The 21453-nt window shown below is 41.2% G+C and carries 14 protein-coding genes; 9 read left to right on the top strand and 5 right to left on the bottom strand.

From position 1 onward, the window contains the following. Positions 1-121 precede the first annotated feature (121 nt). Both PTUN_RS07675 and PTUN_RS07670 read left to right on the top strand, forming a co-directional pair. Complete coding sequence (locus PTUN_RS07675; protein WP_009839656.1) at positions 122-1774, top strand: tetratricopeptide repeat-containing response regulator; 1653 nt, start codon at positions 122-124, stop codon at positions 1772-1774. Positions 1775-2051: 277 nt separating this feature from the next. Continuing rightward, positions 2052-3032, top strand: a complete 981-nt coding sequence (locus PTUN_RS07670; RefSeq protein ID WP_009839655.1) for a pentapeptide repeat-containing protein — start codon at positions 2052-2054, stop codon at positions 3030-3032. Between the two features lie 34 nt (positions 3033-3066). Here PTUN_RS07670 and PTUN_RS21730 read toward each other — a convergent pair whose 3' ends face one another. Beyond that, positions 3067-3222 carry a hypothetical protein gene (locus PTUN_RS21730; RefSeq protein ID WP_009839654.1) on the bottom strand — a complete coding sequence of 52 codons (156 nt, stop codon included), beginning with the start codon at positions 3220-3222 and terminating at the stop codon, positions 3067-3069. A 151-nt stretch (positions 3223-3373) separates the two neighbouring features. Here PTUN_RS21730 and PTUN_RS07665 point away from each other — a divergent pair, with 151 nt between their 5' ends. Beyond that, positions 3374-4999: a phosphoethanolamine transferase gene (locus tag PTUN_RS07665; RefSeq protein ID WP_009839653.1), complete on the top strand. Its 1626-nt coding sequence runs from the start codon at positions 3374-3376 to the stop codon at positions 4997-4999. A 58-nt stretch (positions 5000-5057) separates the two neighbouring features. Here the strand turns inward: PTUN_RS07665 and recD are convergent, their stop codons facing one another. From recD to recC, 3 genes are read right to left on the bottom strand one after another with little or no spacing between them, the layout of a single operon-like run. Next, positions 5058-6869 carry an exodeoxyribonuclease V subunit alpha gene (recD, locus tag PTUN_RS07660; RefSeq protein ID WP_009839652.1) on the bottom strand — a complete coding sequence of 604 codons (1812 nt, stop codon included), beginning with the start codon at positions 6867-6869 and terminating at the stop codon, positions 5058-5060. Continuing rightward, complete coding sequence (gene recB / locus PTUN_RS07655; RefSeq protein ID WP_009839651.1) at positions 6869-10420, bottom strand: exodeoxyribonuclease V subunit beta; 3552 nt, start codon at positions 10418-10420, stop codon at positions 6869-6871. The genes recD and recB overlap by 1 nt, the downstream gene beginning before the upstream one ends. Further along, positions 10407-13658 (bottom strand): exodeoxyribonuclease V subunit gamma, encoded by a 3252-nt coding sequence (recC, locus tag PTUN_RS07650; protein ID WP_009839650.1) that lies wholly within the window; start codon positions 13656-13658, stop codon positions 10407-10409. Before recC ends, recB begins: the two co-directional genes overlap by 14 nt. Before the next feature lie 204 nt (positions 13659-13862). Between recC and xthA the strand changes: the two genes are divergently transcribed. From xthA to PTUN_RS07630, 4 genes are all read left to right on the top strand, one after another. After that, the gene (gene xthA / locus PTUN_RS07645; RefSeq protein WP_009839649.1) at positions 13863-14666 is read left to right on the top strand and encodes an exodeoxyribonuclease III; all 804 of its coding nucleotides are present in this window, start codon (positions 13863-13865) and stop codon (positions 14664-14666) included. Between the two features lie 18 nt (positions 14667-14684). After that, the gene (locus PTUN_RS07640; RefSeq protein ID WP_009839648.1) at positions 14685-15335 is read left to right on the top strand and encodes an energy-coupling factor ABC transporter permease; all 651 of its coding nucleotides are present in this window, start codon (positions 14685-14687) and stop codon (positions 15333-15335) included. After that, positions 15332-16192 (top strand): putative RNA methyltransferase, encoded by an 861-nt coding sequence (locus PTUN_RS07635; RefSeq protein WP_009839647.1) that lies wholly within the window; start codon positions 15332-15334, stop codon positions 16190-16192. Before PTUN_RS07640 ends, PTUN_RS07635 begins: the two co-directional genes overlap by 4 nt. Before the next feature lie 154 nt (positions 16193-16346). Further along, entirely contained in the window at positions 16347-17078 is a 732-nt protein-coding gene (locus PTUN_RS07630) for a hypothetical protein (protein WP_009839646.1), read from the top strand. Between the two features lie 37 nt (positions 17079-17115). Here the strand turns inward: PTUN_RS07630 and yfbV are convergent, their stop codons facing one another. Next, positions 17116-17562, bottom strand: coding sequence for a terminus macrodomain insulation protein YfbV (yfbV, locus tag PTUN_RS07625; protein ID WP_009839645.1), 447 nt, complete (start codon positions 17560-17562; stop codon positions 17116-17118). 176 nt (positions 17563-17738) lie between these two features. Here yfbV and PTUN_RS07620 point away from each other — a divergent pair, with 176 nt between their 5' ends. After that, positions 17739-18938 carry an acetate kinase gene (locus tag PTUN_RS07620; protein ID WP_009839644.1) on the top strand — a complete coding sequence of 400 codons (1200 nt, stop codon included), beginning with the start codon at positions 17739-17741 and terminating at the stop codon, positions 18936-18938. Continuing rightward, positions 18938-21085, top strand: coding sequence for a phosphate acetyltransferase (gene pta / locus PTUN_RS07615; protein WP_009839643.1), 2148 nt, complete (start codon positions 18938-18940; stop codon positions 21083-21085). Before PTUN_RS07620 ends, pta begins: the two co-directional genes overlap by 1 nt. The last annotated feature ends 368 nt before the right edge of the window (positions 21086-21453 follow it).

The following is a 21453-nucleotide window of genomic DNA, read 5'->3' as shown; positions in this document are numbered from 1 at the left end:
TGGAACAGGTAAATTAACAAACGAACATTTAAAAATATGAAGGCATTTACAGCAGCTTGCTTTGAAATAGTTTACTATCTATTAGTCACAGACAACAATTAAAGAAAACTAATAAAAATTCATGGCAGCAAAACCACTGATTGATTACCAAGATAAAAAAATCCTTATCGTTGATGATCAGCGCTCTTTTCAAACAATGTTAAAGGGCCTGCTGTTCAGCATAGGCGCGCGCAACATAAACTTTGCCAATAGTGGTGAATCTGCCCTATCACAATGCCTTGAAACACAATTCGACTTATTGTTCATCGATTACAATTTAGGGAATGGTAAAAATGGTCGGCAGCTTCTTGAAGAACTTCGTTCAAAAGACTGCTTAGCCGTTGACGCTATTTATATGATAGTGTCGGGCGAAAGTACCCGTCCTATGGTGCTTGGCGCCGTTGAAGCAGAACCTGATGATTATTTAATTAAGCCGTTTTCACAAGGATTGTTAAAAACACGAATTCACCGCGTTTATAAACGAAAACAAGCAATGAAAGAGGCGCTAATTGCTTTAAAAGAAGAAAATTACACAGCAGCCATTGACCTCATTTTAGCTGTGCAAAAAGAACAACCTCGCTATCGGCAATACTGCGCGCAGCTACTTTGCACAATTTATATCAAACAAAAACAATACAGCCTCGCCAAACGTCTGCTTAATCTTGAGATTAGTAAAAAACGCGTTTTATGGGCGTTAATTGCCCTCGCTTCAATTGCGCATTTAAATAAAGAATATAACGTTGCGTTAGAATTATGTAACGAAGTGCTCGATAGCAATCGTTTTCGAGTTGAAGCGTATGATATTAAAGCCCGTTGTTTACTGGCGCTAGGTGAAACAAAAGAAGCGCTAAAAACCATTAAACAAAGTGTGGCGATTTCGCCTTTTTCATTTCATCGTCAGCATTTGTTAGCGGATATTGCGCGAGAAAACAAAGCCTATAACAGCCTGATCAATGCCTGCCAAAGCTTATTAGAAATGAGCAAACGCTCTATTCACCAAGATATTTCGCATCAGCTCAATTATATTCGCGCCCTTTTTGATGCCGCGCAAAATAGTGATAACGAGCCAGATAAAGAACATTATTTAAAAGAAACTAAACTGGCGCTGCGAAAAGCAAAAACCGATCAACAACTTTTCACCGATACCTCGTTTGATACCTTTGAAGCCATGTGTTTGGCGCGTTTAGACGCACTACAAGGCAATTATTTCGATTCGAAAAAATCGCTCTGTGCAGTACAAAAAGAGCTCGAGCATAACGAAAGTGAGCTGCCGTTGGACTTATACCCTGAATCAATAATGACATTGCTTGAAATTGGTGAATTTGAGCAAGCATTTGAACAGCTTGCTGTGTTTAAAACTAAAAGTGATAAAAACACGGACTTTGTTGAAGCTATCATGGCTGAGCAGGCAGGTAATGCTGAACAAAAGATTGCCAGCTTTGATTCTCACAATAAAAAAGGAATTGAAGAATACAAAAAAGGTAATTTTAGTTTAGCTATTGAAGAATTTGAAAATGCGTTGCGCTTTGCACCAATGAACACAGGTAGTGCATTAAATTTAATTCAAGCCTTGTTACAAGTACTGCAACATTCTGGTAGCAATAAAGTCGAGCTGAAACAAAAATGCTTAAACTCTTTTAAGATAGTGGAAGGTTTAAATCTGCCTGAAAGTCACTTTAACCGCTGCAAAGAACTTAAAGCAGAATATAAACGCATCAATGCTTTATTAGGCTAGGAATGTATTGACCTTTGAACTGCGATTTTATTCAAATCAAACGCTTTTAATACTCGAATAAATCATCTAGCGTAATCGTTTTTCTCAATTGCGAATGAATACGCGGCGAAAACCTTTGTTCAGCTCCTAGCACTCCGTTAGGCCATGTCATTAAAGCTGCTGACGCACCTTGTTTAATACTTTATTCATAGTTCAGATGTTTTTAGGCTTTTATCTGCCGTGCAGTTCTATTTTTAACTGCTAGGATTAATGTAATCGTCCTATTTATTAGCCGCTTATGATTGAAAAACCTAAATGCAAATATTGCACCCCAGATAACGAACAATGCCAAGAACTTGATATGGGCACTGGTTTTTGTTTTTGGCATGACGAAAAATTTGATAAAAGTGGGCTTGAACTCAAAGATAAACTCGAACGTTATGCTAAAAATGGCGGTTTGCTACAAGGTTTAAAGTTAAAACGCGCTAATTTAGCGGGTCTTAATTTAGTACGACGTGGTTCTAAAGAAGGTTATGACTTATCTTATTGTGACTTTTATCGCGCCAATTTGTCTGGCGCGCATTTATTTAATACCAAAATGATTGGCACCTCCTTAATGAAAGCCGACTTACGAGATGCCAACTTACACTGTTGCAAATTGCAACACGCTAACTTGTTAGGAATTAAGCTCTTTGGCGCACGCATTGATAACATGCACATTGGTAGCCATCTGCAACAAGAAATTGCGGCAAAAGAGGCGCATCATCAAGGTCATCATCATGAAGCGCTCGATTTATATGAACAATCTGAAGAAATTTATCGCGATTTACGCAAAGCAGCCGAGCATCAAGGTTTATTTGAACTGGCAGGTAATTTTACCCATAAAGAAATGACCATGCGTCGCTACCAAAATCCGCGAGGGTCAAAACGCAGGGTTATATCGAAATTTATAGATTTGTTATGCGGTTATGGTGAAAAACCAACCAATGTAATCTTCTTTTCGCTCTCACTTATTTTTATAGCCGCGATTGCCTATTACTTTTTAGGAGTCAATTTTCAAGATCAAGTGATTCACTTTTCGATTGATCAAAACATAGAACAAAATGTGTTTGCTTTCCTCAATTGTCTCTATTTTAGCGTTGTTACTTTCACCACCTTAGGTTATGGCGATATTACCCCTCTTGGTTTTTCCCGCTTAATTGCTGCTATTGAGGCGTTTTGTGGCAGTTTTACCTTGGCATTATTTGTAGTGGTTTTTGTGAAAAAAATGACACGATAAAACAGCATACTCTTTGTTTCATCGTGTCATTTTTTTAACTTGCCGCATGCAGCTGACTCACAATAAATAATCCAACAAAGGCTAAACTCACTAAGCGAAAGAAAAAGAGCTGGCTTTTTAACCGTCTAATTTCTTTACTTTTATTAAAGATCCTCACTTCTAAAGCGCGGCAGTAAGATTGACTTAACATAATTTTCTCCAATCTTTGAATGTGACCTTGTTTTTTAATGCATACTGAATGCCAAAATAGTAACAGCCTTTATTGTCTTTAAAAGTTCATCACGATAGACTTGCTTTACTAGTGCACTTTCACATTCATTTCATAGATGTAATCTCAACTCATGACCCTAAAAAAATATTTCCCTACCTTATTCGTTCTGGCTGCTTTTTATTGTTTTGCGCTTCTTCCTGAACATATTTATCACCTTCTTAACAGTAACTATTTAGCCACTCAAAGTATAAAAAGCAGCGCCATTAGCCTAGTACTGATGACAGTATTGGCTTTTTGCGCTCAACGTCTGTTGGTTATTACCTTATTGGCGATTTTTACGCTGCTGCAAACGGGTCAGTTAATGTATTTTCATTATTTTGGCGGATTTTATAGTGCTTTTGATGTGATGTTATTGAGCAAAGAGTTAACTGATGCATTAATTGGCTTTTTAGATGTTGCTCTTTTTTTAATGGTGCCTGCGCTGCTGAGTTTAAGCTTTGCTGGGTTTGCTTTTTGGGTTTACCAGCGTTTTCACCTGCAATTACCTCGCTCTCGCTACTGTGGTTATGCCTTAGTGATATTATTACTGTTACCACTTGGCCAAGCTTTTAGCGTCAATTCGTCGCAAAAATTTCAACCTAATATCAGCCAATCAGCGCTCAAAAATGGTTTATTTTCATTTTCCTATTTAATTGCCTATAACAGCAAAACAGCCCTCGGTTTGTTGCCACCCGCAAAAGAATACCAAGCATATCAGCTCAGCCAGCATGCGCCGGTGGATGCAAATATTGTGGTGATCATGGGGGAAAGTTTTAGTCGTTATAACTTAAGCTTATTTGATTACGAACGTGATACCACGCCAAATTTAAACGCACTTAAAGATAAACCTGAGTTTTTTTATCGCCCTTCGTTATCAAGTGCGGTATCAACTCGCGTTTCATTAGCGCTCTTTTTTAATACTGTGTATGAGCCTGATAACATGGCGCATTTGCAATCTATGCATACCTCATTGTTTAAATTAGCCAAACACAGCGGCTACAATACCCACTATATCACCACGCAAAAAAATGCCGGTGGTTTAACGTATTCGTTTTCACTCAGTGATGTCGATACTTGGATGGATGATGACCATTTAACTGATTTTGAAGGCCAATACGATAATCGCTTATTACTGGCACTTGATAAACTTAAACTTGATTATCAACAGCCTCAATTTATTACGTTACATATGCGCAGCACCCATGCGCCTTATGTTGATAATTACCCAGCCGAAGAAGCTGTATATCCGGTAGATAAAAACGACTATCAAAACTATATGCGCAATTCCTATGATAATTCAGTGCATTACACAGAAAAACAAATTGCTGATATTTATCAATTTTTTGAAAATACGGGCCGACCAACTTATATCTTTTTTACCTCAGATCATGGTGAGCTTACCGGCCAAAGTGGCCGTTATGGTCACAACATGGTGGATTTAGATATCGCCCAAGTGCCATTTTTATTTTATGGCCCACATTTAGAGCAAAGTGCAATTAGCAATCTTGCAGCTGAGCTAGGCTGCATGCCAAACCATTATCATATCAGTAAAGAAATCGCCAAATTATTGGGCTTTAGCATTCACAATCCAAATGAAGTTGCAGATACCTATTACCTTAATGGTACCTCTGTATTTGGTGAAGCCGGATATCAGCAATACACCCTCTCTGATCTTAGCGATCAGTGGTGTGCTTCACCTTCTGAACATACAAAGTAATCTAGTTGCTTTAACATTAATATCCCGTTGAGCCAGCTACATTCGCTGGCTCAATACATTAGCTCTGTTGCAAACGCTGATATAACCCAGAGCTGCGAGTGAGCATTTTGTTCATTGCCAGTTGTAATACTTGAGGCTGAGCGATTAAATCAAAGCGTTTTTTAGCTCGAGTGATGCCTGTGTACACTAATTGGCGATTGACTCCTATTTTTGCTTGCTGCATTGGCGGTAAGATCATTACAGTATGCAAAAATTCAGAGCCTTGTGATTTGTGGATTGTCATGGCATAGACTTTTTCATGGGCGGGTAAACGAGCCGGATAAAAACTGCGGGTACTGCCCCCTTCACTCATAAACACAGCTTTTAGCTGGCCGTCATCATCGGGCATGATGATGCCAATATCGCCATTAAATAATTTAAGCTGATAATCGTTCTGGCTGATCATTAGCGGCATGCCAACATAGTGCCGATGTGATGGGCTGATAAGTCCCATGCGTGCTAATTGTGCTTCGATTTTACTGTTGAGTTTGTTAACGCCATAATTGCCTTCGCGCACTGCGGCCAAGAGCTGATATTGTAAAAAAGCATCATGCACCTCTTGAGGGCTTGCACCTTGTTTAATAAGCGCTAAATACTGTGAATAAGCCTCGGCGCAGCGAATGATCATCGCTTTATATTCATTGGTTAAATCATAAAATGCCAGTTCAGGGTAACCAAAGGCTTTAATCTCTTGCAGCAGCTGTTTGTCATTGCTGTTAACCGCTTTAGCTAATTGCCCAATGCCGCTTTTTTCATCAAAGCGATGGCTGTGTTGTAAAAAAGCAATATTATCGGCAAGCACATAATCACTCTGTTTTGCTTGCAGCGCAGTGTGTTGGCCCTGATGACACAATTTATTCAGCTGCAATACCCGAGCTTCACTGTAAAAAGGTTGCACACCAAGGACTAAATCTTGGCAAATATCAGCCAGTACATTACCGGTATCAACCGAGGTAAGTTGGTCTTTATCACCGAGTAAAATCAAACGACCATGCTCTGGCATTGCTTCAACCAGCTTTGCCATTAACGCTAAGTCGACCATCGACGCTTCATCAACAATCAGTAAATCTAAATGCAACGGATTGTGGCTGTTATGGCGATATTTATTCGACTGTGGGATCACCCCAAGTAATCGATGGATCGTTTGTGCTTGCTCAGGAATAACGGCATTTAAATTGGGCGCCAGTTCGAGTTTTTGTTTTGCATCACGAATTGACTCACTGAGCCGCGCAGCCGCTTTTCCTGTGGGTGCCACCAACTTAATACTCAGTGGCGCTGCCAAATAAAGTGATTGCAGTATCGCTAGCAATTTAGTCACTGTCGTGGTTTTTCCGGTGCCTGGGCCTCCGCTGATGACACAAAAAGCATTCTGTACCGCCATTGCACAGGCTATTTTTTGCCAATCTAGGGTTGGTGTTGTGCCAAAATACTGATCAAGCAATTGCGCTAAGCGGCTTTCGTCGAGTTTAAGCGCACGTTTTGCTAAGCTATGGAGTTTATTTGCTAATATTTGTTCATATTCTGCATAACGAGCAAAGTACAAACGCTCAGCAAATAAAAGCAGTGGCTTGCCTTCACCTACAACAGGATGATCACGCAGTGCCGTTAAACAATGCTCATAGCTTGCAAATAAAGGTACTGGCGTTTCGAGCATAAACGGATTTGACCAATCAACCTGTGCCAAAGGTAAACAAGTATGCTGGCGCGCATTGTATTGACTCAGTAGCAACACCACATAAAAAACTGGGTCATTGCTATCTTTAACTAACAACTGGGCTAATTGAATATCCAGTTGCGTGACTTTTTCGTCTGCTATTAGTTGCGCCAACATTAATAGGTCACCTCTAAAGTTGCTTGTTCAAACATACGGTCGAGTTGCAAAATGATCTCTTTGGCTATTTTTTTAAAATATATGCCTTCGCCTTCGCCCATGCCTCGCAAAAATAAATAGTAAACACCCCCTAAATGCTGCTCGATATCGTAATCGGCCAAGCGGGTTTTTAATAATCGATGTAACGCAACGCTGTATAACAAATACTGTAAGTGGTAATGATGCGATTGCATGACTTCTTCCATATTACTTTGCTGATAATCGCTCGCCAGCTCACCTAAATGATTCGATTTATAATCAAGCACATAGTATTTACCTTGCCACTCAAATATTAAGTCGATAAAACCTTTTAACATGCCCTGAATGGTTTCAAATTTCAGGTTATGTTTAAACACACTTTCACTTGCCACACTATCGAGTACTTGATTAATACCTGTGGCATCAAGACGCTCAAAAGGTAAATAAAACTCCATTTCGATTAAACATTGTTGGGCGCCAAGCTTATTTAAACTCAAGCCATCAGCATCGAGGGGCGTACTTAATACGCGCTTTATCCATTGCTCTGCAACGAGTTGCCAATGGGGTTCGATTGAATATTTTTGAAGTTGTTGCTCAACCACAGCGCCAAGATTTTTACTCGGATCGCTTGGGTGCGTATCAGGATGCTGAAAATCAATCTCCTCAAAAATAGCATGTAAGCAACTCCCCGCCCTTGCTCCTCTTGGAAAACTAAATTGATTGAGTTCGTTGCTTTGCTCTTCGCCAAGCCAATCGAGCTCATGGCTTTCATCTTCAAAACCTGGGGTAATGTGTTCTGATGCTTGATTATAACTAAGCGCGCTAAAGCTGGTTAAACGCCAGTTACGCTCAATTTTGCCAGTAAATAGTTTGCGCTCATAGTTGGGCACTGTGAGCTCATCACTCAAAGAGATCTTACTATCAGTCTCAGCAAAATAGCTCACGGCCATATCGGCTGAATGTGCTGCCGCAAAGGCATTTAATAACTGATGCCAATCGGTAGCGCTAGTGAGGGTTTGGCCAGCAAACAACAAATGGCCTAAGGCTGTACGTTGAATTGTCATGCTTTTACTATTGCCCACCGCAATGTTATACATGCCAATAAAGCACTGATGCACTGGGCGAGTTAAGGCTACATACAATAAGCGTAAGTCTTCGGCTAAACGCTCTTTTTCGGCAAGTTGCTGACTGGCATCGTCTTTAATAAGATTGTAAACAAGTTCACCATCTTGATGATAAATTTGCTCAGATGCTTCACGAAAGCCAACCGCAAATGGCATAAAAACCAAAGGATATTCCAATCCTTTTGATGCATGCATGGTAACAATTTTTACTAATTTAGCGTCACTTTCAAGCCTAAGTTGCGCACTTTCTTTACTGGTATCGATAATATTTTGTGCAAACCATCGTACTAACCGTAAACTCCCTTCAAGTTCTAACTGCTTTTGCTGCAAAATTTCAGCAAGATGGCGAAAATCCGTTAACCAACGTTCAACTGGCAGCCCCATTGCTTGCCATAAACCCGCCAAATTATTACGCATCAGCAATAATTCAAGCATCGCCATGGCGCCTTTTTTGTACCAGATATCGCTCAATTCGCTAAAAAGGGCTAAATATTGCTGCCACGTTTGTTCATTTTCTGCCAATTGGTAGATTTGTTGATAATTTAAATTAAATAAAGGGCCCGCTAAAACCCCACGATAAGCTGACTCATCATATTGACCATGTAAGGCGGTTAAAAAGTTTAATAAATGCAAAGCCAGTGGGCTTTGTAAGACACCATCGCGGGATAAATACACACTGGCAATCCCCTGCTTGCTTAACGCCTCTTTAATAAACGACGCTTCATTTCGGTCTCGCACCAGCACACAAATATCTGCCGCCTGAACAGCATGGCTGCCAATCGTGGCACGCCCTGCTTGCGCTTGTTGCAACAAGGTGGCTATTTTATCGCTAAAATGTGCGGCCAATCTTGGCATGGCATAAGCTTTACTGGTGACAGGCGCATCATGTTCAAGCACACAAAACTCAAACGCAGTCACTGCTTTACCGTCAAGATACAGTGCTTGTTCTGCAGTTTTACCTTGTGCTTCAACCGCTAAAAATGGAATGTCTTGATTAAAAATAAAGCTATTATCGTGATGATTAAACAAGGCATTAACGCTATTGACTATGCCTGTGCTTGAGCGCCAATTTTTACCTAAGGTGTATTGCTGCTCGGTCGATACCTGATGTTTTGCATTAATATAGGTAAAAATATCCGCGCCGCGAAAGCCATAAATAGCCTGTTTTGGATCACCTATCATGGTAAAAGCGCAGCTTTCTCGGTTAAATATTTGGCTAAAAATACCGTATTGAATTGGGTCGGTATCTTGAAATTCGTCAATCATCGCAACCGGAAAATCCGCCGCAATTTGACTTGCCAAAGTATCGCCCCCATCGCTAAATAAGGCGTGGTGTAATTGGGTTAATAAATCATCGGGGCTGATTAGGCGCTGCTCTTGTTTTTTGGTGCTTAATGCCGCACTCACCCACTTAGTTGCTTGTTGAGCGATTGCGATGGGCATGCCAAAAGTGAGCTTTTGTTGCAGCTCACTGAGCTCGGTAAACACCTGACATAAAGGATGGCTAAAGGTTTTACCGCCCTTTTTATACATCTCAGGGTCTAAAAAGTTATCAGCGGCCCAAATTTCAAATGATTTTTTATCTGAGCCAAATTCAAATACAGTTTGTTCACTTTGGCAAAATGCCAATAACAGCTCAAGATTAGGCGCTTTAGCCGCTGGTTTGGTTTTTTTAAGGTCAGAATTTAAGATAGCCGCTGCAAAATCAGACTTTAAATAGTCTATTTTAAAGCGGGCTAACAAAGACAAATACTGTTCTTGCCATTGCCAGACCTCATCAAGATTAATTTGCGGCTGTATCTTAGCGCCACTACGTGATAACAACGCCGCCACTTTTTTATATAAACGTTCAGGCGCGGGAAAATACGCAAGTACATGCGCAGTGCGCTCTTTTGTTAAGCCATAAACAAACGTACGCCAATAATCTTTAAGTGCTTCAGTCAGCAATTCGGACTGATCCATAATAAACGTGAGATTAAATGCAACACCCGATTCAAACGCATGTTGTTTTAGCATCCGCTGGCAAAACCCATGAATAGTAAAAATAGCCGCATCATCCATGGATTTTGCCGCCGCATCTAACAAGGCAAAGGCCATTTTAGTCTCACTGACTTCACTTAAAATTGCTTGTACCACGGCATCATCACAGTCGCCGCCCATCAAGGCATCACGGGCAAGAATAATGCGTTTACGCACGCGGTCTTTGATTTCAGCTGTCGCTGCTTCGGTAAAAGTCACCACTAAAATTTGTTCTACCGTAAGTGGCACACCTGTTTGACCAGCTACTTGTAAACCCAATAAATGGCGCAAATACAAAGCAGTAATTGTGTAAGTTTTACCGGTGCCTGCGCTGGCTTCAATAAGTGATACGCCCTTAAGCGGCATGGTGATTGGATTAAGCCCCTGCATGTTTGACCTCCACGGCGTGTGCCGCAATGGGTGAGACTAATAATTCACTCCAGCGGATAAACTCAGCTTCGTGCGGCTCTAAACGTTTAAAATCAAGTGCGACATAGGGGTTTTCGGCTTCGCCACGACCAATGTATTCGCCACCTGCAAACTTTTGTGCTGCTTTAGCAAAATCCCCTGTTGTAGCAAACTGCCACGCAGCGGTCGGAAAAAACGCCACCGGCTGTTGCAAACTAGCTTGATACAAACGAAACCAATTATCTAATTGGCTTTTAGCATCTTGGGCGCTTTGTACTTTAAACTGATATTGCCCATCAAGCCCCACGACCCAAGTTTCTGTAATATGAGCGCCCAATGACCCCACTAAATGATATAAATAAGCTTTGATCATGTCTTTTGCTTTGATAGTTGCAGTGCGGTAAAACACTTGTTTTTTGCCGGTTACTTGAGTCAACCAACCCACTAACTGACTTTGCCCCAGTTGCACATTAATTTCTATCGGCTCATTAAACTCAGTGACATCATGACTGTGAAGGCTGTTGACCATTTGACCAATGCGCTGTTGCATCTGCTCAAGGGTAATTTCACCTACATGCGCCAGAGGTAAATCACCACGTTGCAAAATTTGTGCTTGATTAATGGTTGTGCCTTTAAGCGCAGCCACCAGCATTTCATCTAAATAAAAATAACGTTCAAGATGATCTAATGAGAAAGGCTCCTCATCTTTGGCTATTTCGTCAAATTGCGTCAACTTTAAGCCTAAGCTATTACGATAAAAACTTTCTTGTGCTTGGCACACGGTGCGAATAAAACTGTTTAATTCAATTTCAGCTGCTGGCAATAATGGCAGCGCTGCTTTGTCTTGATTTAACTGCAGCGGTTTTATTTGCCACGTAGGATGGTAACTTTGTGGCGCACCGGGTTGATAATAATCTGGGTTAAAAGGCTGAAGATGGTGTTTTTTAATCAGATTATTTGGGAAATCAGCGCAATTTGGCTGATAAAAGCTGCGCCCTAAATACTCAAGCAATTCACTGACTAATACCGATGGCACCCGCTCTGAGTTATCAAAACACGAACGGCCAATATAACTGATGTATAAATGATGGCGTACGCTCAACATGGCTTCTAAAAACAAGTAACGGTCGTCTAATTTACGAGAACGGTCGCCTTTTTGTCGCTTGCTGTGGGGCAATAAATCAAATCCCATTGGTTGCACACTGCGCGGATAATCGGCATCGTTTAAACCTAACATGCACACCACTTTAAACGGCACAGCCCGCATCGGCATTAAGGTGCAAAAATTAACTTGGCCAACTAAAAACCGCTGACCTACGCCATTTTCGCTTAGTCCTTGTTGTACTAACGCACTGATAATGCGTGCGCTAACCTCGCCTTGGTAATCTTTATTATCATAATGTTTGCCAAGGTTTTGAATTAAGCTATCGAGCGTCAGTAAATCCCACGCTTGCTCGTCAGAATGATCATAAAAATCCTGCACTAATTGATGCAAGAGCTGGGCTTTGACTGCAAGCGTTGCATCGGGTTCTAAAATGGTTTTGTAATGGGCTAATCGATTCACAAATGCTAATAAATGCCCAAGTAATGCAGCCGCCATGCCTTCCACTTCATCGGCAGCATAAATACCACTAAATGCATTATTTTCATCACGTTGCACCACTCCAAGCAATAAGCGTTCAAGGCCATGTTGCCAAGTATTTAGGGCTAATTGAGGTTGCGCTAACTGGGCTTTATGACTGGCATTTAAACCCCATTTCACCCCCACTTGTTCAAGCCAAAAGCGAATTTGATCTAAATCGTTATGGCTAATATTAAAGTGGCGTGCAATACAATCAACTTGCAGTAAATCGAGTATTTCTGAGACACCAAAGCGGCTAAAAGGTAAATTCACCAATTGATTAAAACTACTTAATATTGGTTTTTCTTGTGCAATGGCTAAATCGGCTAAGGCATACGGAATATAACGTTCGGCACTTGCGGCACCAAATACAGCTTCAATATAAGGGCTGTAACTGCCGACATCGGGCATCATGACGATTATGTCTTTGGGCGTGAGGCTTGGGTCTTGGCTAAACAAATCGAGTAAATGATCGTGCAGGGCTTCAACCTCACGCAATGCGGTATGGCAATTGGCAAACTGAATGCTGCAATCTTGGGGGTTGACGGCTATTTTACCTTGGTCAGTCACATACCAAGTGGGATCATCGGGCAAACTCTGCCCTTTAAATGCCAAATGATATATTTCAGATTGCATGGCGCTCAGTAAATTGTCAGGTTCTGGTTCAACAAAATAATCGTGCCACTGGGCGTTGAGTTGTATCAATTGCTCAAAATAATCACGGCCAAGTTTACCCCATGACGATAGCAGCGGGTTGCCAACAAAATAGTAGTCTTGCTCTTGGGCGGCTAAATTGGGTTTTATTTGATATTTTGCATTGATTTTAGCTAAGGTTTTTTCATCAACCACATCGCCCCAATAATGCTCGCTCGGATTAAAAAAGTATAAATACACAGGGATCCGTTCTGCTAAAGCATGTAATACCACCAATTGAGAATTGGCTAAGGCTGAAATGCCAAAAATGCTGATCCGCTCAGGTAACAAATTAAGGGGGGCATTAGCTAAAGCCTCAAGTAAGGCATCTTGCATGTTAGCGCGATGATATTGGCTTTGCCCTAAGGATTGGCTGTAAGCCACCAATTTACGCCACAGCTCTGGTTGCCAAGGGGCATGGCTAATATCGACATCAGGTAAAGTATCTTTGCCGGTTTGCCATGTTGCCAGCCACGTGGGGCGATACATCAGGTATTGGTCGTACACATCGGCGATTTTTTCGCATAACGAAAAGAGTTTTTGCCCTGCGTTATCATCACTTAAATAGCGCTCTAGCGGTAAAAAGAGTGGTTCGTTTAAACACGTTGGTAAAATAGCAAACAGCTTCCAGGTTAAGTTTGCTTTATTAAATGCTGATTCGGCGGGCACATCAGGTAATAAACTTTGATATAAGCGCCACGTAAAACTCGACGGTAACGGGAAATCAACTTGTGCCACTATGCCCTGTGCGTGGGCCAGCCCCATTTTTAACCACTGCGACATACCCGGTGATTGCACTAATATAATTTCTTTTTTAAACAAACTATTAAGCGGGTATTGCAGGAGCTTAAGGTGTAATTGCTGTTGCAGTACTTCGAGACGATTTGATTGAATAATATGCAGCATTAGGCTCAGTCATCCTTGGAAAAACTTCTGCCATGAGTGTAAATTAAATTACTGAAAAGCTTAATGACTTTCTTGTAAAATTGCCGATAACTTGGGCACTAAAATGCCAATAACCCAAGTGAACCCGCCTAAATTTAATGATACTATAGCGCCACTTTGGTAAATGGTACGAGTTTACCCACCTCATTTTGCTTGGATTAAAACATGAAAATCATTTCATTTAATATAAATGGCCTGCGCGCCCGTTTACACCAGTTACAGGCTTTAATTGAAAAGCACCAACCGGATGTTATTGGTTTACAAGAAATAAAAGTACACGATGAAGCCTTTCCGTTAGCGGATGTTGAGGCCATGGGGTATCACGTTTATTTTCATGGTCAAAAAGCCCACTATGGCGTGGCGATGTTGTGTAAAAAAGAGCCGTTAAGTATTGAAAAAGGCTTTCCAACCGACACCGATGAGGCCCAGCGCCGCATGATCACTGTGACAATTGAAGATGAGCAAGGGCAACCCGTTAAAATTATGAATGGCTACTTTCCACAAGGCGATAGCATTCATCACGAAACGAAATTCCCATATAAAGAACAGTTTTATAAAGACCTAATGACCTACTTAGCAAGCCAAGACCCTGCAAGTCAGTTAGTTGTAATGGGCGATATTAATATTTCTCCTTTAGATAAAGATATCGGCATTGGTGAAGTTAATGCAAAACGTTGGCTTAAAACGGGAAAATGTTCATTTCAACCGATTGAGCGCCAGTGGCTTGCGGATTTAATGGCATGGGGTTTTACCGATACATTTAGACAAATTCACCCTGATACTAACGCGCATTTTTCGTGGTTTGATTATCGCTCAAAAGGGTTTGATGATAATCGTGGTCTGCGCATCGATGTTATTTTAGCGACAGCCTCACTTGCTGCTCGTTGTGTTGATGCTGGCATTGATTACGAATTACGCGCTATCGACAAACCGTCTGATCATGCGCCAATTTGGGCAAGCTTTAAGTAAGCAGAAGAAGTTGGCGTTATGGAGTCTTGGTCTTTACTACAAATTAGTAGCCTAGTGTGTTTTATTGCGATAGTCATAAAAGCGTGCGACCGCACGTTGATTGACACGTTACTGAAAAACACCTTACTTCAACAAAGTTGCTTAGTAGCAAGCCTCGTCATTGCTGGGCTTTGGTCTATTAAAGCAGGGATTTTGCCCAATCTAACGGTGCATATACTGGGCATGACCACCATCACACTTATTTTTGGTTGGCGTTTTGCGACCTTAATTGCCACGCTCGCTTTAATATTGCTGCTTATTTTTAGCGAGCTTGGTATCGAACAACTTGGCGTCACCGCAGTTGCAAATGCATTTTTACCAATTGCGGTAAGTTACTTAGTCTTTTTAGCCAGCTACCAGTATCTTGCTCGCCATGTATTTGTGTATATTTTTGTGTGTGCATTTTTGTCTGCAGCACTGTGCGCAGCCTTACATATTGGCTTTATGTCTGCTTTACTGTTGTGGCAAGATGCCTACCCGTGGCAACAAATTTACGATAACTACACTATTTTAGCGGCATTAATTTGGTTTCCCGAAGCCACCATTAATGGCATGGTTATTACTCTACTTATTATATATCGCCCACACTGGGTTAAAACCTTTTACGATAAGGATTATTTATCACAATGACTTTGGCCTATCTTTGCCCTATTTGTCAGCAACCATTGGCATTAACCGATAAAACCTTGCGCTGCGCTGCAAATCATAGTTTTGATTTTGCAAAGGAAGGCTATGTGAATTTGCTTCCAGTTCAATTTAAAAAATCTAAAGACCCTGGTGATAACCTTGAAATGGTGCAAGCGCGCCGAGCGTTTTTAGCCAGTGATCATTATGGCTTTTTACAGCAAGCCATTGCAGCTCATTTAACCGAGTTACCAGCAGGTAGTTGTGTGATTGATTTAGGCTGCGGCGAAGGGTTTTATACCCATGCATTAAAAGCCGCTGCGCCTGATTGCCAAGTGTATGGCGTTGATATTTCAAAACCTGCGGTTAAATACGCAGCAAAACGCTACCCAGATTGTCATTTTAGCGTCGCCTCCATTGCGCAAACGCCTTTTGCAACAGGCCAAGCCAATGCATTAGTCAGCGTATTTGCTCCCTTGTTTGATAATGAATTGGCACGGTTAGCGCATTTAGCCGATGCAGAGTCGACTCAGACTAATGGCTTTTTATTAGTCGCAAGCCCTGGGCCTTGGCACTTAAAAGAACTAAAAGAAATTATTTATCGTGAAGTCGAAGAGCATACGCCAGTGCCTTGCCCTTTGGGATTTAAACAAGTATCGCAACAAGTATTAAGCAAACACGTATTACTGCCCTCAGACCTTGCCTGCCATTTGATTATGATGACGCCATTTGCCTGGAAATTTCGCCCTGAGCATTGGGATTCCCTCAGAGCGCTCAATGAAATATCGGTTAAATTAGAGTTTTATCTCACGCGATTTGAGCGCTGCGCTCAGCAACAAGAGTCTGCCGAAGTCAATATTTAGTCTATAACCACTAAAACCTACTACACAAAAGGCCTTTTTAGGCCTTTTAAACTGCTTTATCTGCTCACTTAGCCGTAATAAACTGTAATACCCCATAAATTGTGATGCTCTAAAATTGAATACTCTAACACCGTATTCTCATTGGAGCTCAGTTGTGCAATACATTATTTCACCCTCTGATAATTTACAGAACTGGTTTAATCTCAATAACCACAGTATCTCTGAGCCCTTCATTATTGAAGCGCAATTACCACAAATACAGAGTCAAACTGAATTCATGTGGCATTGTGAATTAATCCCACATTGTTCTAATTTCGCCCATCACAGTATCATAGCCATTGAACCACATAGCCAATATGTGCTCTTTTTAACGATTAAGGGTGCACTTACGGCACGCAGTCTAGCTGAGCAGTTAATCAAAGACTGGCAACAAGAGTTATGGTGGCTGATTTTATATGAGAACATTTTAACGGATGAAGGGCATAAGATATTTCGTAATTCGATTACTCGCCAAGCATTAACGATTTCATATACTTTTGCAGCTAACAGTGAAATTGAAGCAACCTTACATGAAGCTAATTACCAATTGACGCAGATGCTTGAGTTTTCTGAAAAAGAAATCTTATCAAAAGATCAAAAGCTTGAATTAACGTTTATTTTAAATCAAAGTCGTAAAGCCTATATCAAATCTGGCGCAGTGATTTCTTTTTATCCTGCGGTACGTTTATTAGATCACGCATTAGCTGAGTTTTATAACCAAACCGAGCAGCAACAAGGCGTATTGTTCAATAGCCAAATACTCGAAAAACAACCTTTTGAATTCGACAAGGATAATATTATTGCACTGCAAGATTATCTGTTAGACAAAAAACTCAGCCAAGGCTGAGTTTTTTATTTATGAAACAATGAGTAAATCCAGAGGGTTAAAAAATTTCTTTCGTAAATGCTTTATCCATTTTTTCAAACATATCTTTTAGCAAATGCGCTAATTCATAAAAGCGTGGTTGCGCTCGACTGACACTTGGCTGATAACCGTTTTCTTGCATTTTTGATTGTAGCTGACGATACCATGACGCAAGAGAAGGCGGCAAGGTGGTATTCGCGCGTTTACCTAGCCAATACAAACCCTGCACAGGCATAGATAATAAAAACAACGCAAAGGTGAGAGCTTGAGGTAAATACTGAGTACCCATAAACTGAACTTGGACAAAGATACTCAATACAGCAAGCATAGGCATTACTTTTAACGCCATTTGAGTTGCTTTGATCACTCTGCGTTCGGGAAAAATTGGGGCAAGTTCAACATTATCTGGCCAGATCTTGCTGTATTGCTGGCCATCACTCAATTGCGCCACGATACTTTTTTGCATATGGACCCCTTAAATGACTTGAAACATTTAACCATATCAACCAAGTTAGGTTAAAATTAACGGCTGGATAACTCTAGTGTACCATAGTCTGAAAACCCTGCATGTAAATGCCGTTCACTATTGTTTATTTTTGTTCAATTTGAACCTCTATCGCCATTATTTTGGAATTGCCTTTTATGTCTCAACAACATGTTTTAGTTTTAAATTGCGGTAGCTCTAGCTTAAAGTTTGCTATCTTAAATCCTCACACCGCCACTGTGGTATTAAGCGGCTTAGCCGAATGTTTAGGCAGCGATACAGCACGCCTTAGCTATCGTTTTAATAATATAAAAACTGCGATAAATTTAGCACCTAAAGCCAGTCATCAACAAGCCATTGCTACGCTTGTTGATATCATAAAAGAAAATGATTTAGCACAACACCTGGTTGCTGTTGGTCATCGTGTTGTCCATGGCGGTGAGCATTTTACGCGCTCAGTGATCATCGATGCCGCAATTAAAAAGGTAATTGCTCAAACTGCAAATTTAGCACCATTGCATAATCCTGCAAATCTTATCGGTATTGAAGCTGCAGAATTAGCCTTTGCAAATTTACCGCAAATTGCGGTGTTCGATACTGCTTTTCATCAAACAATGTCTGCTGAAGCTTACTTGTATGCTCTACCTTATTCGTTATACGAAAAAGAAGGCGTAAGACGTTATGGCTTTCATGGCACCAGTCATTTTTATGTCGCACAACAAGCAGCAACTATGCTTAAAAAGTCCATTACAGATAGCTATTTAATCAGTGCGCATTTAGGTAATGGTTGCTCTGTTTGTGCGATTAAACAAGGGCAAAGTGTTGATACCAGCATGGGACTAACTCCACTTGAAGGAGTCGTAATGGGCACTCGAAGTGGTGACATTGACCCTGGCTTATTTAGCTTTTTGACTCAACAGCTCGGTTATAGTGCCGTAACCATTGATACCCTACTGAATAAAGAAAGCGGTTTATTAGGACTGAGTCAGTTATCGAATGATTGTCGCACCTTAGAAGAAGCGCACTATGCAGGTAATCTACAAGCAACATTGGCACTCGATGTATTTTGTTATCGCTTAGCCAAACAAATTGCAGCGTATGTCGTGCCTCTTGGCGAACTCGATGCCATTATTTTTACCGGTGGTATTGGCGAAAACTCATCGCTTATTCGTGAGAAAGTTTTAACCCTTCTGCGCTTTTTTGGATTTACCCTTGATAACGATGCAAACTTAGCAGCGCGATTTGGTCAAAGTGGCGTAATCACCGCAAATGAGGGCCCTTGTGCGCTCGTGATCCCAACCAACGAAGAGTTAGTGATTGCTCAAGATGCTGCTCAATTAATTAAGGAAGCCAATTAATGTCTCATCGCATCATGCTTATTCCTGTTTCAACGGGAGTGGGTTTAACCTCTGTATCGGTCGGAATTGTCCGTGCGCTTGAACAAAAAGCGGTCCGGGTAAACTTTTTTAAACCCATTGCACAACCAAGAGCGGGCGAAAGCGGCCCTGAAAAATCAACCGAAATTGTCAAATTAGGTTCAAACATCAAACCACCGATGCCGATTGAACTGAAATATGCTGAGCAAATGATTGGTGATGGTAAAGGTGATATTTTACTCGAAGAGGTGATAGCTCGCTTTGAAGAAAGTGTGCACGATGGTGAAGTGGCGATTATCGAAGGTATGGTGCCGACCCGAAAACAACCTTATGCTGGTCGACTAAACCGTGAAATAGCGCAAGCACTTGGGGCCGAAATTGTATTTGTTTTAACACCAGGCAACGATCCGCTTGATCAAATAGAACACCGCTTAGAGATTGCAGCAAGCTTTTATGGCGGCGTTGAAAACGAGCGTGTCCTTGGCTGTATTTTTAACAAAGTGAATGCTCCCCTTGATGAAGAAGGTCGAGCTCGTGCAGATCTGGCAGAACAATTCGATCCAGAAAACCTTGTTGCAGAACAAAATCGCCTAGCGGCCATGCCGTTATTTAGAAAGCATCCATTTAAATTACTAGGTTCGGTACCTTGGGATTTTGAGCTGGTTGCACCACGAGTCTCTGATCTTGCGCGTTACCTCAAAGCCGAAATTCTCAATGAGGGTGATTTTGCTCACCGTCGCCTGCGCAGTGTCACATTTTGTGCGCGCACAGTATCAAATATTCTATGTCATTTTACCCCTGGGGTATTGTTAGTCACACCGGGCGACCGCTCTGATGTATTAGTTGCTGCCTGTTTATCTGCAATGAATGGCACTAAAATTGGCGCAATTTTATTAACGGGTGGCTTTATACCTGAAGATAGGATCATGAAACTATGTGAACAAGCGATGGCCACTGGATTACCAATATTATCAACCCAAGCAGATACATGGCGCACATCATTGTTACTGCATAATTTTAATATGGAAGTACCAATTGATGATGAACAGCGCATTGAACGAGTAAAAGACCATAATGCAGCTCATCTTGATGCCGATTGGCTCCAAAGCTTAACTAAAGGGGTCGAAAAAACTCGTAAAATGTCACCACCTGCCTTTAGGCATTTATTGACAACTAAAGCACGATTAGCCAATAAAACCATCGTATTACCTGAAGGTACGGAGCCTCGCACCATCAAAGCGGCTGCAATTTGTGGCGAACGCGGCATTGCAAAAACCGTATTACTTGGCGAGCGTGAAGAAATTTTACGTATTGCTGAACAACAAGGTGTACAACTTAATGACGCTGTAACCATTATTGACCCGGTTGATGTGCGTGAAAACTATGTAGCACCTCTGGTAGAGCTTCGTAAAAACAAGGGGATGACCGAGGTTATTGCACAAGAACAATTACTCGACAATACCGTTTTGGCCACCATGATGCTGGCGCAAGGTCAAGTCGACGGATTAGTGTCAGGTGCTGTCAATACCACAGCCAATACAATTCGCCCGCCCCTTCAACTTGTTAAAACAGCGCCAGGTTCGTCTTTGGTCTCGTCAATATTTTTTATGCTATTACCCGACCAAGTTTTGGTTTACGGCGATTGTGCAATTAATCCCGACCCAACGGCGGAACAATTAGCTGATATCGCCATTCAATCGGCAGATTCTGCAATCGCTTTTGGTATTGATGCCAAAGTTGCTATGATTTCTTACAGCACCGGCACTTCAGGTGTCGGGGCGGATGTTGAGAAAGTAAGATTAGCAACCGAGCTTGCACAAGCAAAAAGACCAGATCTTATTATTGATGGCCCACTGCAATATGATGCCGCGATTATGGAAAGTGTTGCTCGCAAAAAAGCGCCCAATAGTTTAGTTGCAGGCAAAGCTACGGTCTTTATTTTCCCCGATCTCAATACGGGTAATACCACCTATAAAGCAGTGCAGCGAAGTGCCAAGCTCATTAGCATCGGCCCAATGTTGCAAGGGATGAGAAAACCAGTGAATGATTTAAGTCGTGGTGCCTTGGTTGATGACATTGTTTACACTATTGCACTCACTGCAATTCAAGCAACTCAAGTTACCCATTAATTAATTGGAGTAAGGTATTTTTTATACTTTGCTCCAATTTTATCTCTTAACAAATGAATCAAAATTTGTGCCATCCATTTAAAGTAAATAAAATCATAATGTTAATTAGTTAATCATCGGTAACTAACAAGGTTATCCACAGTTTTTGTGGACAACAATTAATAGGAAGATCAATCCCCCTCTCCTTTTCGATGGAAAAACACACCAAAAAAGCTATCAATTAACAGCGATAAATAGATTTTTTGCCGCTAATCTCACTTGTACTCAATTGCAGCGAATAAGCGTTTGACTTTAGTTAGAATTAATTTATTTTTTAACTCATCTGGCTTGCACGCATCAGCAGATCATCGCACAATAAGATAAGTCGT

Source organism: Pseudoalteromonas tunicata, from assembly GCF_002310815.1.
Lineage (GTDB): Bacteria > Pseudomonadota > Gammaproteobacteria > Enterobacterales > Alteromonadaceae > Pseudoalteromonas > Pseudoalteromonas tunicata.
Note: the sequence above shows the minus strand (reverse complement) of the source record. Positions and strands in the feature narration are given on the sequence as shown.